General features: G+C 56.3%; 12 protein-coding genes and 1 pseudogene. 3 read left to right on the top strand and 10 right to left on the bottom strand.

Features of this window, described 5'->3' with window-relative positions; genetic code table 11:
* The first annotated feature begins 68 nt into the window (after positions 1-68).
* On the top strand, positions 69-209 hold the full coding sequence (locus ACR0AZ_RS13955) for a hypothetical protein (protein ID WP_480472126.1): 141 nt from the start codon (positions 69-71) through the stop codon (positions 207-209).
* Between the two features lie 202 nt (positions 210-411).
* Here the strand turns inward: ACR0AZ_RS13955 and ACR0AZ_RS13950 are convergent, their stop codons facing one another.
* From ACR0AZ_RS13950 to ACR0AZ_RS13910, 9 genes and pseudogenes are all read right to left on the bottom strand, one after another.
* Positions 412-2124, bottom strand: coding sequence for a SulP family inorganic anion transporter (locus tag ACR0AZ_RS13950; protein ID WP_480472127.1), 1713 nt, complete (start codon positions 2122-2124; stop codon positions 412-414).
* Positions 2125-2221: 97 nt separating this feature from the next.
* Positions 2222-3901: a bifunctional protein tyrosine phosphatase family protein/NAD(P)/FAD-dependent oxidoreductase gene (locus ACR0AZ_RS13945; protein WP_480472128.1), complete on the bottom strand. Its 1680-nt coding sequence runs from the start codon at positions 3899-3901 to the stop codon at positions 2222-2224.
* A 21-nt stretch (positions 3902-3922) separates the two neighbouring features.
* Positions 3923-4807: an MBL fold metallo-hydrolase gene (locus tag ACR0AZ_RS13940; RefSeq protein ID WP_480667685.1), complete on the bottom strand. Its 885-nt coding sequence runs from the start codon at positions 4805-4807 to the stop codon at positions 3923-3925.
* Between the two features lie 23 nt (positions 4808-4830).
* Positions 4831-5268, bottom strand: a complete 438-nt coding sequence (locus ACR0AZ_RS13935) for a DUF6691 family protein (protein WP_480472130.1) — start codon at positions 5266-5268, stop codon at positions 4831-4833.
* A gap of 3 nt (positions 5269-5271) precedes the next feature.
* A complete protein-coding gene (locus ACR0AZ_RS13930; protein WP_480667684.1) occupies positions 5272-5706 on the bottom strand; it encodes a YeeE/YedE family protein in 435 nt (144 codons plus the stop codon).
* Positions 5706-5915 carry a YgaP family membrane protein gene (locus tag ACR0AZ_RS13925; protein WP_480472132.1) on the bottom strand — a complete coding sequence of 70 codons (210 nt, stop codon included), beginning with the start codon at positions 5913-5915 and terminating at the stop codon, positions 5706-5708. Before ACR0AZ_RS13925 ends, ACR0AZ_RS13930 begins: the two co-directional genes overlap by 1 nt.
* Positions 5916-6247: 332 nt before the next feature.
* The gene (locus tag ACR0AZ_RS13920) at positions 6248-6916 is read right to left on the bottom strand and encodes a Crp/Fnr family transcriptional regulator (protein WP_480472133.1); all 669 of its coding nucleotides are present in this window, start codon (positions 6914-6916) and stop codon (positions 6248-6250) included.
* Positions 6917-6934: 18 nt separating this feature from the next.
* On the bottom strand, positions 6935-7075 hold the full coding sequence (locus tag ACR0AZ_RS13915) for a hypothetical protein (protein ID WP_480667711.1): 141 nt from the start codon (positions 7073-7075) through the stop codon (positions 6935-6937).
* A gap of 162 nt (positions 7076-7237) precedes the next feature.
* Positions 7238-8078 (bottom strand): annotated as a pseudogene (locus tag ACR0AZ_RS13910) (IS5 family transposase).
* Positions 8079-8293: 215 nt separating this feature from the next.
* On the opposite strand from ACR0AZ_RS13910, the gene ACR0AZ_RS13905 reads away from it, so the two are divergent.
* Both ACR0AZ_RS13905 and ACR0AZ_RS13900 read left to right on the top strand, forming a co-directional pair.
* A complete protein-coding gene (locus tag ACR0AZ_RS13905) occupies positions 8294-8590 on the top strand; it encodes a hypothetical protein (protein ID WP_480472134.1) in 297 nt (98 codons plus the stop codon).
* Positions 8511-10901, top strand: a complete 2391-nt coding sequence (locus ACR0AZ_RS13900; protein ID WP_480667683.1) for a caspase family protein — start codon at positions 8511-8513, stop codon at positions 10899-10901. The genes ACR0AZ_RS13905 and ACR0AZ_RS13900 overlap by 80 nt, the downstream gene beginning before the upstream one ends.
* 6 nt (positions 10902-10907) lie before the next feature.
* Here ACR0AZ_RS13900 and ACR0AZ_RS13895 read toward each other — a convergent pair whose 3' ends face one another.
* Positions 10908-13004 (bottom strand): serine/threonine protein kinase, encoded by a 2097-nt coding sequence (locus tag ACR0AZ_RS13895; protein ID WP_480472136.1) that lies wholly within the window; start codon positions 13002-13004, stop codon positions 10908-10910.
* Positions 13005-13088: the final 84 nt, after the last annotated feature.

The following is a 13088-nucleotide window of genomic DNA, read 5'->3' as shown; positions in this document are numbered from 1 at the left end:
TTTCGGACGGGTCATAGTTTCGTTTTTTTAAAGGCTGCCACTTTCAATAGGATTTAGTTTTGTATGCCATGTTCTTCTATCTTCGGCACGCGGTGTCCTATCACGACTCGGAAGAGATCATGTCCGAACGCGGCGTGCGGGTCGACCACGCCACCTTGAATACGAGGATGACGAAGTATTCGCGGCTGATCGCAGTGCGAGCGCAATAGAAGAAGCTATCAACGCTGAAATCTTGGAGTATGAATGAAACCTTGCTACGGCGAATAGATGTATCTCTACTGCGCCATCGTCACGGCGGAACACTATGGCCTGATATTAGGAGACCGGGTCACGAGATCTGTTGCGTATCCTCGTCACACGCACATTGGGTGTCCGGTGCCACACTGACTGTGCTCGACTTTTTGGTGTACTTTAAGCTCTCAAGCTGAACCAAGCCTCGTATTGAGACAGGAAGATTTGACCATTTAGAACCTCAGGGAAATGCGTGCGGTTCAATCTGTCCATGACGGGTCCCTTGACTTCGGACAAGTGTAGACCGACCCCCATGTCGGTCAGCCGATGGTTTATCGCCTCAAGGCTTTCGAGGGCAGAAAAATCGACCTCATTCACTGCAGAAAACATCAGCACCACGTTCCGAACGGCACCACCATCGGTCACGCGGTTCTGAACGAAGGTCTCCAGAAAACGTGCATTTACAAAATACAGGCTTTCATCAACGCGCAGCGTTACAAGCGAAGGCACGGTTTCCACATCATGACGCTGGATGTTCCTGAAATGTTGGGTTCCGGGGACAAGACCGACTTCGGCCACATGCGGGCGGGAGGTTTTGTAAAGGTGCAGCAAAACCGAGATCGCCACTCCGGACGCCACTCCGACTTCAACGCCCAAGCCCAACGTCAGAAGAATAGTTGCGGAAACTGCCGTGAAATCGGCGCAGGAGTAATCCCAAGTCTTTTTCAGGATCGATAGATCCACAAGACTGAGCACGGCAACGATAATCGTCGCCGCCAGTGTGGCTTTGGGCAGGTAGTAGACCAAAGGGGTTAGCGCAACCGCAGCGATGGCAAGGCCGATGGCGGTAAAGGCCCCCGCAGCCGGGGTTTCAGCCCCTGCATCGAAGTTAACCACCGAACGCGCAAAGCCACCCGTAACCGGATACCCTCCGGTGAACGCGGCCCCGAGGTTGGCTGCACCCAAACCGATCAGTTCCTGATCCGGGTCAATACGTTGACGCTTTTTCGCCGCCAGCGTCTGTGCGACTGAGACACTTTCGACAAAGCCGATGATAGAGATGAGGATCGCTGGAATCACAAGCGCTTCGATCAGATCTGATGAAAAGCTGGGCAATGTCAGCGGAGGTAAGCTTTGCGGCACAGCCCCCACAATCTGCACACCCTGCGCGTTCAGATCAAAGCCCCAAACGGCAACCGTTGTAGCAACTACGGCAGCCACGGGCCCGGCTTTAGTCAGAACGTCGGCCAGAACTGGCCCGGCTCCAAGGCGCTGCAGAGATGACTTAAGATGCCTGCGTACCCAGAACAGAAAACCGGTCGTAATCACGCCAATTGCCAATGTAATCCAATTGATCTGGGGCAGATGCGCAAATATTGACCCGACCATTTCAGGCAGCGTGTGCCCATGTGCGTTGACACCCAGTATGTGTTTCACCTGACTGGTCGCGATCAATACCCCCGAGGCCGTGATGAATCCGGCAATCACCGGATGGCTGAGGAAGTTGGCTAGAAAACCCAGACGCAGAACACCCATCAACACAAGAAAAGCGCCGGACAAGAAGGCCAGTGTCAGGGCTGCGACTGCATAGCCTGCCGTGCCCTGTTCAGCGACCTGCCCAATGGCCGTGGCCGTCAACAGCGACACCACCGCCACCGGCCCGACGGCCAGCGCGCGGCTAGTGCCAAAGATGGAGTAAAGCACAATTGGCAGAATGGACGCATAGATGCCGGCTTCGGGAGGCAGCCCCGCCAACAGAGCATAGGCCAGCGATTGCGGAATCAACATGATCGTCACGATCAGCGCCGCGATCAGATCGTTTGAAAACGCGCCGCGCGTATAGCTGCGCGCCCAGCCCAGAACAGGGACATATCGGCGAAGTCGATCTTTCATCTTGCTCTTTCAATCTGGATGGCGGGCGACGCCCACGGCGCCGCCCGCGCTTCGCTACGCATTGAAACGGGGGAAATTACGCAGACAGACCCATCGATTATTCCGTTGCAACATTCAGCTTTTCCGGCCGCGCCATCCATTCCTTGCCGCGCAGCATTGCCTTCCAATAGATCGGCGGCAGCAGGCTTTCTTTCAGAAACCACGCCATGCGAGTGGGCTTTGTCCCGTCGATCAAGAAACGCGGAAAGCTGGGTTTCAAAGCACCACCATAGCCGAACTCGGCCAACACGATCTTTCCACGTTCCACCGTCAGCGGGCATGACCCATAGCCATCGTATTGCGCCACTGCCGAGCGACCCGCGATGTCAGCGACGATATTGCCTGCAACCGTCGGCGCCTGTTTTCGCGCCGCTGCAGCGGTCTTGGCATTCGGAGCGTTCATCACATCACCCAGCGACCAGATGTTGTCATAGCTCTTGTGGCGCAGTGTAGCCTGATCGACATCGACCCAGCCCGCCGCATCCGCCAGTAGTGAGACCCGCACAAAATCAGGTGCGGTCTGTGGCGGGCAGACATGGATCATGTCGAATTCGACCTCGATCGTGCTTGCGTCGCTGTCCGGTCTGGCCACCTCGAACACCGCCTTTTTGGCCGGTCCGTCGATCGCCATCAGATTGTGGAAGAAGTTGAGCGTGGCGTCGTATTTCTCCACGTATTGCTCTAGCGCCGGAACATAGTCCTTGACCCCGAACAGCACCCCGCCCGCGTTCATGAACTGGATGTCAATATCCCCAAGTACACCGCGACGAAACCAGGCGTCGCCTGATAGATACATCGCTTTCTGCGGCGCTCCCGCGCATTTGATCGGCATCGGCGGTTGGGTGAAAATGGCACGGCCCTGTTTCATGTCCTGCACCAGCTGCCAGGTATAGGGCGCAAGATCATAACGATAGTTCGAGGTCACGCCATTGCGCCCCAGTGTGTCCTCAAGACCTTCCACCTTGCCCCAATCCAGCTTCAGACCCGGACAAACTACGAGCCGGTCGTATTTCACCACCCGGCAACCATCGAGCACAACCGCGTTGTTCTGCGGTTCAAACGCGGCGACCGCAGCTTTGATCCAGTGGACGCCTTTTGGAATCAGACTGCCCATGGTTTTCGCCGTTGTCTGCGCATCAAAGATACCACCGCCAACCATGGTCCAGCCGGGTTGATAGTAGTGGATGTCCGCCGGATCGATGACCGCAATGTCCAGATCAGGCTGCCGCGCTTTCAGGCTGGCCGCGACCGAGATGCCACCGGCACCTGCACCCACAATCACAACCTGAAAATGGGCATCACCGGTATCGGTCGGCGTTTTGCCCCCATTGGCAATTCGACGGGCAACACCGTTCATGTCATACCCCGCCGCCTTGGCAGCCATCAGGATTTCCGAGATCGGACGCTTTTTGGCCTCATGAAACGACCACAAGGTGGCCGAGCGTGTCCCGGTCCGGCAATAGGCCAGAACCGGTCGCTGCAGGTCTTCGAGCGCATCGCCAAATGACTGAACGTCCTGATCCTTGACCATGCCCGATTGCACAGGAACATAACGCATCTCGATACCCGCGGCTTCGGCGGCGGCGGCAACCTCTTTGAAGGACGGCTGATCAACTCCTTCACCATCGGGACGGTTACAGATGATCGCGCGAAAGCCCTTCGCCGCGATTGTCTTGACGTCGTCAACGGTGATCTGCGGGCTGACCGCAAACTTGGGCGATATGGTTCGGAATTCCATGTCTTTCCTCCCTCTGGCCGCTTAGAGCGTGTTGACCGGAACCTTGAGCATCGGATTGCCGTCCGAGTCCCTTGGAACTTCCCCGGCCCGCATGTTGACCTGCAGAGAAGGGATAATCAGGTTCGGCATCGCCAGCGTGGCGTCACGTTCGGTACGGAACCTGACGAACTCTTCTTTCGTCTTGCCGCCCCCGACATGGATATTGTGGGCTTTTTCTTCAGCCACGCTGGTTTCCCATGCAAGGTCGCGCCCGTTCGGACCATAGTCGTGGCACATGAACAAACGGGTTTCATCAGGCAGGGCCAGCACCTTTTGGATTGAGTCGTAAAGGACCCTTGCATCGCCCCCCGGAAAATCGGCGCGTGCTGAGCCGCCATCGGGCATGAACAGCGTGTCACCGACAAAAGCGGCGTTGCCCATCACATGCACCATGCATGCCGGGGTATGACCGGGAGTATACATGGCAAAAGCCTGCATCGTCCCGATTGTGTACGTATCGCCATCCTCGAACAGGGCGTCGAATTGCGAGCCGTCGCGTTGAAACTCCGTGCCTTCGTTGAAGACCTTGCCGAACGTGTCCTGCACAACCGTGATATTGGATCCCACACCGATCTTGCCGCCCAGCTTCTGCTGGATATAGGGCGCGGCGGACAGGTGGTCGGCATGCACATGGGTCTCGATGATCCATTCCAGTTGCAGGCCTTTTTCAGTGACCACGCGGATCAGCTCATCCGCGTGGTCAAAAGTGATGCGCCCTGCGGCATAGTCGATGTCCATGACGCTGTCGACGATGGCACAGGCGTTGGAATTCGGATCTTTCACGATATAGCTGATCGTATTCGTCGCCGGATCAAAGAACGCAAAGACGTCAGGTTTTACGGTCATGTTGACGGGATAGGTGGTCATAACTTCTCTCCTCCGAAGGGTCGTCAATTGTTGATTTGCAGATCGGGCGTCAGCGCAGATTGCAGGAACTTGGCAACCGCGATGCCAACAATGAGAGCACCGACAAAGGTAAAGACCTCCCACCGGCCAGTCCCGAGCGCGGGCAGCGCGCCACCGGGGCAGAACCCTGCAATGCCCCAGCCGATGCCGAACAAAGCGGAGCCGCCGAGGAGCTTCGCATCGATCCCAGTGGCCGATGGCAGGTGGAACGCGGGATCAAGCATCGGTGCAGCCCGACCAAACACCAGCTTGTAGCCAATGAACGTCGTCACCAAGGCGCCCCCCATCACGAAGATCAGAGAGGGATCCCAGGCACCAAAAACATCAAAGAAATTTAGAACCTTAGCCGGGTTTGCCATGCCCGAAAGCGAGATGCCGACGCCGAAGATCAGACCCGTCACATAGATTGCGATCAGCTTCATGGCTTATCCTCCAATCACGTGGCGGATGATGAAAACCGTGACAAAGGTGAACAGCATGAACGTCCCCGTCGCGGCAATCGAGCGGAGGCTCAGCCGCGCCATGCCGCACACTCCGTGACCCGAGGTACAACCTGCACCGAAGGTCACGCCCAGCCCGACGATGATCCCCCCCAGAACCAGTGCTGTGGTGGATTCTGGAACCTGGACTGTCGGCATCTGGCCCGACGTCAGCCAGACCACCATCGGGCCGGTCACCATCCCTGCCAGCAATACAGCCCGCCATGCGAAGTCATCGCCTGAAGCGGGCCTCAGCAGCCCGGCGAGAATGCCTGTCGCACCCATCACGCGACCTATCAATAACATCAGCAGAACCGATGCCACGCCAATCAGAACGCCACCTGTCAGCGACATCCACGGGGTAAACATGGTTTCGATCATCAGCAGTCCCGACAGGTCTTGAGGCCAATTATGCTGTAGACCGGGCAGTTGCCCACAAATGCAGTAAGGGTGAAAATCGCGGCGACAATCAGTGCCAGCCAGAACAAAATACCTGCGCCCAACAGGTTTGTAGCCAAAGCTAAGTATGCCAGAGCTGCTGCGATCAGGATCCGCGCCGCCCGGTCGAATTTTCCCATATTGGTGGTCATGTCTCACTCCATCGAGAATCGATGGATGAACATTTGCACAGACCCTCTCAGAGCTTTGGTGACTTGGTCACCAACGGGAAACATGCTGTCCTTTGCAGGCGGGCCAATCTCCGGCATGCTTATCGGCGCGTTCCCAAGGCCCCGGTCAAGGGCTCATTCCAATGCAAGGTCTGCGAAGACTCACAGGAGCTCAAGCATCAGATGCTGGGACTGCGTTAATGCGACCCGGAGTGATCGCCGTAACGGAGGGCAGCGGTTGGCGTCGCCGTTTGCGTACTCAAGATCAACTTTGAAGAACCATGCCAATTTCTTTTGTAGAACGTCATTCAGCGCTATGCGCCTGAGGATTTCACCAGATGTTCCAGCCCCTCTCTTTCGATAAGCCTGACCTCACCTCTTGATTGCTCAACCCAACCACGCCGCTGAAACTCTGAAAGGGTGCGCGAAATAACCTCTCGGGCGGTTCCAAGTTCGGTTCCCAGCACTGCGTGTGTGGCATGAACAGCATTCCTGTGGTCCGCAAGCTCAAGCAGGCGGGATGCCAGCCGTACATCCATCCGTTTAAATACGATATCGTCGATCAGCGTGAAAAGATCCGTGATCCGACGCGAATAAGCCGTGAACACAAACTCTCGGAACACCGGTGATTTTGCGACAAGATCGTCGAATGTCCTACGCGGGATTGCGACAGCTTTGACATCGGTCTCTGACATGCCCTCGGCAGCATAGTCTTCAAACGCCAGCATACACGCCGTCGTCAGCACGCAGCTTTCACCTGCATGAACTCGGTAAAGAAATACCTCTCTACCAGACTCGGATTTCTGTTGCACTTTGACAGTGCCATCAAGCAGCAACCAGAGGTTATCCGCAGTTTGCCCCGGAGCAAATATCTGAGTGCCCGCAGGTACCGAGATGATTTCACTACCCTCTTCAAGTTCGGCCCGGATATCAGCAGGCAGGCGACTGAGGCCCTTGAACTTGGTAATCCACGTGTCTTCCATATCCCTTTTCCTGTGTCTTTATTTGCGGAAGGCAAAACGCTCCGGTCGGAAAATCATTTCCTTTATGTCAAAGTCTTCAGACATCCTTGCGTTTGCAGCATCGGCAGTTGCAGACGGAGGAACAACAACCGCCTCACCAGGCTGCCAATTCTCCGGGATCTCAATCTTTGTGGGCCTCGGACGTTTGAAGCGCCTTCACCAGACGAAGAAGCACATCGACCGAACGACCGTTGGTCATCGGATAGTGGAGCATTGCCCTCAGGACCCCATCGGGGTCAAGGACGAAAGTCGCCCCTACCGCTATGTATCAGAGGTGCCGGGCTAGATCAGCCTAAAGCCTGTGCAACTTTCATGTCTAGGCTCAGGACCCATAGCTAGAAAATGACAAGGGCACGAGAGCTGATGGCGGATAGGGCCCCTGTCGTATCGAGTTCCAACACGCCTCCGATCTTTTAGCTTGCCGAACATGATCTCAATCCGGTTGTGCCATTTGCACCTACGCTTGTCGCGCATCTCCGGCGTTTTACGCTGTCTGCGACGAGGGATCACGCGCATATCCTATTGTCGTCCAACGCTTCTCTAAGCCAATCCGCATCATAGCCGCGATCTCCGAATAACCGTTCGACTTACGGCAGGCTGTTCAACAACGCCTATGCACCGATGTGATCGCTGATCTGTCCCGCAATCACGAACAGGTTGAGGGGACTTCTCGGGCTATCGCAGATGGCATGCAGCTTGGTATTCATGCCCCTTTTTGGCTCTGTTAATCAGGGGTCCACGCGGTCCCCGTTCGTCGGGAAATTGATCCCCCTGATCGGTTCATGATCCTCCATAATTGACGCTCAAACTGGGCTCAGCGCGGTGGGTTTTCAGATAGGTGGCGTCGATCATCGCGGCCTTCATCTCGTTGGAATCGGCAGATAGCCCCGCCATCATCTGAGCGGAGAAATCTTTATCACTCCAACGGCTCCAGCAGTTTTGTAGAAGCTTATGCAGATCGTATTCTTTGGGCGCACCCCACCAACACAAGCCATTGCGGTTGAAGAAGAAAATCCCGCTCAGAAATCTATGACCATCAACACTTGGTTTGCCGTGGCAACTTGGGGAAATAGGGCTCACGGCACGACATCTGCGCGTCGCCAAGCCAAAACAAGTTGCTCAACTCGCCTCCTGAAGTTCAGTAGCTTGAATTAGCCCGGAACAGAGACTGTAGCCATTTCAATGGGCACTAATCCTACGGGCCGATCATAAACGAGAGTGACTAACTTCACAGCACTGCAAAATGGTCTTTGTTAAACAAGCATGGACAGATTGAGCTTACTCAACGTAAAGTTATTATTGTATTATTATGGTTGAATTTAAAGGGGGAAACCCGTGATGGTCCGAGTATCACTATCGTTCATGATGTGCGGCACGTTAATTTTGGCAGGCTGCGATGGCCTTCCGATCGATAGCAGCCAGACAGAGCCGACTGTTGAGCCGCAACCGGCTGCAGCTGCTGCTCCGGCGGTTGCAACACCCGCAGCGCAATCACCTGCGTCCGCCCCTGTACAGACACCTTCACCCAGTTCTTCGCCCACTGGTGAGGATCGCGATGGCGGCGACGGAGGCGGTGGTGGCGGCGGCGGCGATGGTGGTGGCGCTGGAGGCGGCGGCGGAGGAAGCTGGGGCTGATACGGAGGAGCCACGCATGTTCTGGCGCGAAGTTGCAGGCCGAATACTGGGTGTAATGCTTCCTCTATGCCTGCTCGGCAACGCGACGCTGGCACAAACGCCGGGCGCACCGCGCATTGCGATCGTGATCGGCAATCAGGATTACACCCATGTCGGTGACCTCAGCAATGCACGCAAGGATGCTCAGGACATCGCGGCATTACTGCGCGAGTTCAACTTTAAGGTCTATGACGGGTATGATCTTGAAAAGCGTGAATTCGAAGAACTACTCCGTACCGCCGTCCTCAACATCCCGGATTCTGCCAATGTTCTGTTTTATTATGCCGGGCACGGAATCCAGATCGGGCGCAGGAATTACCTGCTGCCCGTGGATGCCAGGTTCGAAAGCATCTATGACGTTCCTCTTGCGACGATGACACTGGACCGGGTTATCGATACGCTATCCGCCCGTAGTTCCGCACATGTGGCCATCCTTGATTCCTGCCGGGACAATCCTTTCAGCGACATCCGACTGGCGGCCGATCTGGACGCCAACCTGTTCGAAACACGCACCGGCTTTGATGTATTCCGAACGCCGCTGAACTCACTCGTGGCCTATTCGACCTCACCCGGGGCGGTGGCAAGCGATGGAGCCTCGGGCCAGAACAGCCCCTATACAGCAGCCGTTCTGGAGACCGCGCGCGCCGCGCCGTTTGAAAACATTCAGGCTCTGTTTCCGGTCATTCGAGAACGTGTGCACAGTTCGACCAACGGGCAACAGATTCCATGGGAAAGCTCAACGCTGGTTAAACCTTTCTACCTGACGCAATCGCAATCCGAGGCGGTGTCGGAAACACCTCAGGCAGCAATATCTCGGTCGTTGGATCTGACCCAGCAATTCAACAAGAACGTGCCGCTGTCCCAGCTTCTGGAGCAGGCACTGGGCACCGATATTGACGAAGTTCAGTTGGTCGAGCGACCCGAACAGGGTGTTATTGCCATTGGCTCAGGACAGGATAATGGCGCAATCTCCTACGCTCCGGAAATTTCCGACATCCGCGCGGTGGATTTCGTCACACCCGACATCTCGGATACATTCTCGGTCGAGATAGTGACCTCGGGCCAGCAGCGCCAGCGGGTTGATGTATCGCTGAAACTGAACATGAACGCCTGTGATCTTGAGGCGGGCGATGCATTGGATCTGAACGGCGTGGGCGTGTTTCGTCTGCCCAATGAAATCAGAATTTCCGATGGGCTGAAGGCCTGTCAGACAGCTGTTGCGACCGACCCCGACAATGCGCGGTTTCGTTATCAACTTGGTCGCGTTCAGCAAGCCGCCGGTCAACTAAGCGAGGCTTATGCCAACATCTTGGCCGCTGCACAGGCCGGTCATATCCGCGCGAAATATGCCCTTGCAGTTTTGCTGGACTCTGAACGGATAGACCGTGCGGTTACCCGCATCCCCCGTGATCCGCAGATGGCGCTGGAGTTGTTGGAACAGGGTACTGCCGAACAAGATCCTTATGCGATGCATACGCTGGGCAAGAAGTTGCTGCGCGAAGGTACAACGCAAGCGGCCAAACAACGCGGCTTTGAATTGCTCGAACGTTCAGTCGAGCTGGGTCATACCTATTCGATGAACGAACTGGGGCTGTATTTCCTGCGTGAAAACTCCGACCATTATATCCCTGAACGCGGTATGCGTTATTTACGGGCGTCCGAATTGCGTAAGGACATTTACGGGTACGACAACCTCGCTTACGTGGCCCTGAACGGGCTGGGCGGCAATCCGGTGGATCACGACAAGGCGCTGGAGTATTTTCTGGCCGCCACCGAGGGAGGTCACCCAACAGCACCTGCCAGCGTGGCCCGCATGATCTTACGAGGTCAGCTTCCCGGTCGGACTAAAACAGAAGCGCTGGGCTGGTATGACATGTCGCTGGCACGTGGCGATGCATGGGGCGGGGCAAACGGCGCTTATATCATTCTAGACGGGCAGGTCCCGGGTAAGGGGCCAGCGGACGCGGCCTTGCGTGCGGCCAAGGCTTCACTTCTGGCAGATACCGACGCCGCAGGACAGGCCAGCGATCAATTGGGGACTCTATCACGTACTGCGCTGGATCGGGGTTTGCAGTTGGCCTTGAATGAACTGGGGCAAAACGTGGCGGTCGATGGCCAGGTCGGACCGGCCACCAAAAAGGCCCTGGAAAACGTCGCAGTAGCACAGGGTGTTCCACTGTCCGCAGCAACATTGAATGATCCCAAAGAACGTCTGCTTTTGGCAGCGCGGGTGTATTGGGCCATCAACCCAGTGCGGTTCGATCTGTTCTAACCAGCCTCAGGGTCGGGCATCAATGATCCGGCTGGCAACGCCGATGATTTCCCCCTCTCGGCCTTCTAAGGCTCCGGCCAAAGCCTCAGCCACCGATGTCACGCTTTCATCGCGGGGGCGGCGGAGATCGAACAAGTCCGAGCGGCTCAGAATTGCGATCACTTCTGTTTTTCCATAGTCGCCTTCATTGATCCGGATCGCCAGGCGCGTATTGTCTTGCTTGAACTCTTCAATCGAATGGAGAACCCGCACCTGTCGTACCCCGTTCTGGATCTCTCCCAGAGAAGCCAGGTTATGTGCGGTCCGGTTCACATTCGGCAACACATGGAACACGGTTCCAGTATTGTCGACCACCATGACCCACAGCGACCCGTCCGAAATCGTTTCAGGCACATGCACTTCGACCATCGGGTTTTCGCCTGTCCGAAATACACCGCTGAGCGAGGGCGCGCCAGTGGCCCCATCTCCCAGCCAAATTGACAGGTTCGCGGAAGGCACATCCGGAAGCACTGCGCGAATAGCACAAAGCTGATCATTCAGGATCGTGGTGTCAAAACGCAGGTTTCTGTCACCCACTACTGGGCCCAGCGCACGCTGGATCGTATCCTGATCAGATCCGTTGGCCAGATCACCGGTGATGGTGATCGTGTCAAACAACGCATATGTGCCGTCAGCAGTGGCTGAGGCGCTAAGCGGCCCGCAATTTCCCAGTCGCGACAGTGACGATTGCAATGCAGCGCGTGACAGAACGCGGGGACCTGCGACAATATCCCGTTCGACCTCAATGCCCGAGGCGCTGACGAACTGAGCCAGTTGAGCCTCAAGAGCACCCCGCGCCGAACCACTGGACGCGATACCACTCAGATTGGCGTGCGCGTCCGTCACCGACAGCTCCCAGCTTTCCAGATTGGCGGCAAGGCCCATCAATTGGTTCATCAACGTGGGCCACTCAGGGCTGGGCACTCCATCAGCCAGAGTGACGGCCTCTTGCGATGCTGACTGTCCGGTTGCGCGCTCGAATCCGGTTCGGATGACATCGGCCCCCGGCTGATCCGGCGCATGACTGGCCAAAACCATACTGCCGTCAACCAGAGTGGTTACAGTCAGCTCATAGGGGCTGGCGACTGGCAGTGGTGGTTTGAACAGGTCGTCAAAAACTCCACCTGCCCACAGCCCTCCGAGCACGGCAACCAAAGCAACAGGCAAACCAATAAACATGTTTCCACCGGTTCTTCCGCGACCCTTTGTGCCACGTTCAGAAGAAGCACTGGCCGGCTTCAATTTCCCACCAACCCATTCCAACGCTTCAGCCGCATCGCTGGGACGATCGTCAGGCGCGGGAGCAGACAACCAGTCAATCAGGTGCCGCAGGTTTTCACCAAGCCCGGATGTGTCCAATGGTTGTTGTTTGCGCCGGATGACCTCGCCCGGCGTGGCACCAAGAAACGGGATTTCCCCCCGCGCTGTAGCCAGAAGCGATGCCCCCAACGCATACAGATCCGTCCGACGCTCGGCCTGGCCTTCCAGTTGTTCGGGTGCGGCATATTCATATTTTCCTGCAAAATCGTTCCCAACGATTGTACGAGCACCTGTCGTTGTATCCTTGGCGATACCAAAGTCGATAATCGTCGCCCGCTCGGGGTCACCATCGCGCAGGATGATATTGTCCGGGCTCAGATCGCGATGCACGATCCCGTTGCGGTGCACCTGAACCAACCCTTCAAGCACGCGGTGCGCGACAATCAAAAGCTCCCGATCTTCGATCCGGCGCTTCACCATCAGGTCGTTCAGCGAGGTTCCGTCAACAAACTCCATCACCAGAAACACGTGGTTCTGATCTGACATCGAGCACTCGGAATAGCGCACCACTGCATCGTGCACGATAGTACGTATCTCTTCTTCGCGCTTCATTAGTTCGACATAGTCAGCATTGCCGGAGAACTGCGAATTAAGCGCCTTGATCGCCACCTTCCGGTCCACGACCCGGTTGCGGGCCAGGTAAACCTCGCCCGTACCACCCCGGCCGAGCACACCCAGAATTTCATAAGTGTTGTTCAGAACCTGGCCGGTCTGAAAAATATCACCTGGCATCGGATCAATCATCAACGCGCCCCGCTGGAATTAGCCCATTGTCAAAACTATCGATTCAATTCCGGAATTAGCTTATACTTTATGTACTATACCGGT

Source organism: Ruegeria sp. BE3 (assembly GCF_056538865.1).
This window is presented reverse-complemented; position numbering and strand designations above follow the sequence as displayed.

Coding starts and splice junctions, on each gene's coding strand:
- ACR0AZ_RS13955 (WP_480472126.1), top strand. CDS start 69: ATGTTCTTCTATCTTCGGCACGCGGTGTCCTATCACGACTCGGAAGAG.
- ACR0AZ_RS13950 (WP_480472127.1), bottom strand. CDS start 2,124: ATGAAAGATCGACTTCGCCGATATGTCCCTGTTCTGGGCTGGGCGCGC.
- ACR0AZ_RS13945 (WP_480472128.1), bottom strand. CDS start 3,901: ATGGAATTCCGAACCATATCGCCCAAGTTTGCGGTCAGCCCGCAGATC.
- ACR0AZ_RS13940 (WP_480667685.1), bottom strand. CDS start 4,807: ATGACCACCTATCCCGTCAACATGACCGTAAAACCTGACGTCTTTGCG.
- ACR0AZ_RS13935 (WP_480472130.1), bottom strand. CDS start 5,268: ATGAAGCTGATCGCAATCTATGTGACGGGTCTGATCTTCGGCGTCGGC.
- ACR0AZ_RS13930 (WP_480667684.1), bottom strand. CDS start 5,706: ATGATCGAAACCATGTTTACCCCGTGGATGTCGCTGACAGGTGGCGTT.
- ACR0AZ_RS13925 (WP_480472132.1), bottom strand. CDS start 5,915: ATGACCACCAATATGGGAAAATTCGACCGGGCGGCGCGGATCCTGATC.
- ACR0AZ_RS13920 (WP_480472133.1), bottom strand. CDS start 6,916: ATGGAAGACACGTGGATTACCAAGTTCAAGGGCCTCAGTCGCCTGCCT.
- ACR0AZ_RS13905 (WP_480472134.1), top strand. CDS start 8,294: ATGGTCCGAGTATCACTATCGTTCATGATGTGCGGCACGTTAATTTTG.
- ACR0AZ_RS13900 (WP_480667683.1), top strand. CDS start 8,511: ATGGCGGCGACGGAGGCGGTGGTGGCGGCGGCGGCGATGGTGGTGGCG.
- ACR0AZ_RS13895 (WP_480472136.1), bottom strand. CDS start 13,004: ATGATTGATCCGATGCCAGGTGATATTTTTCAGACCGGCCAGGTTCTG.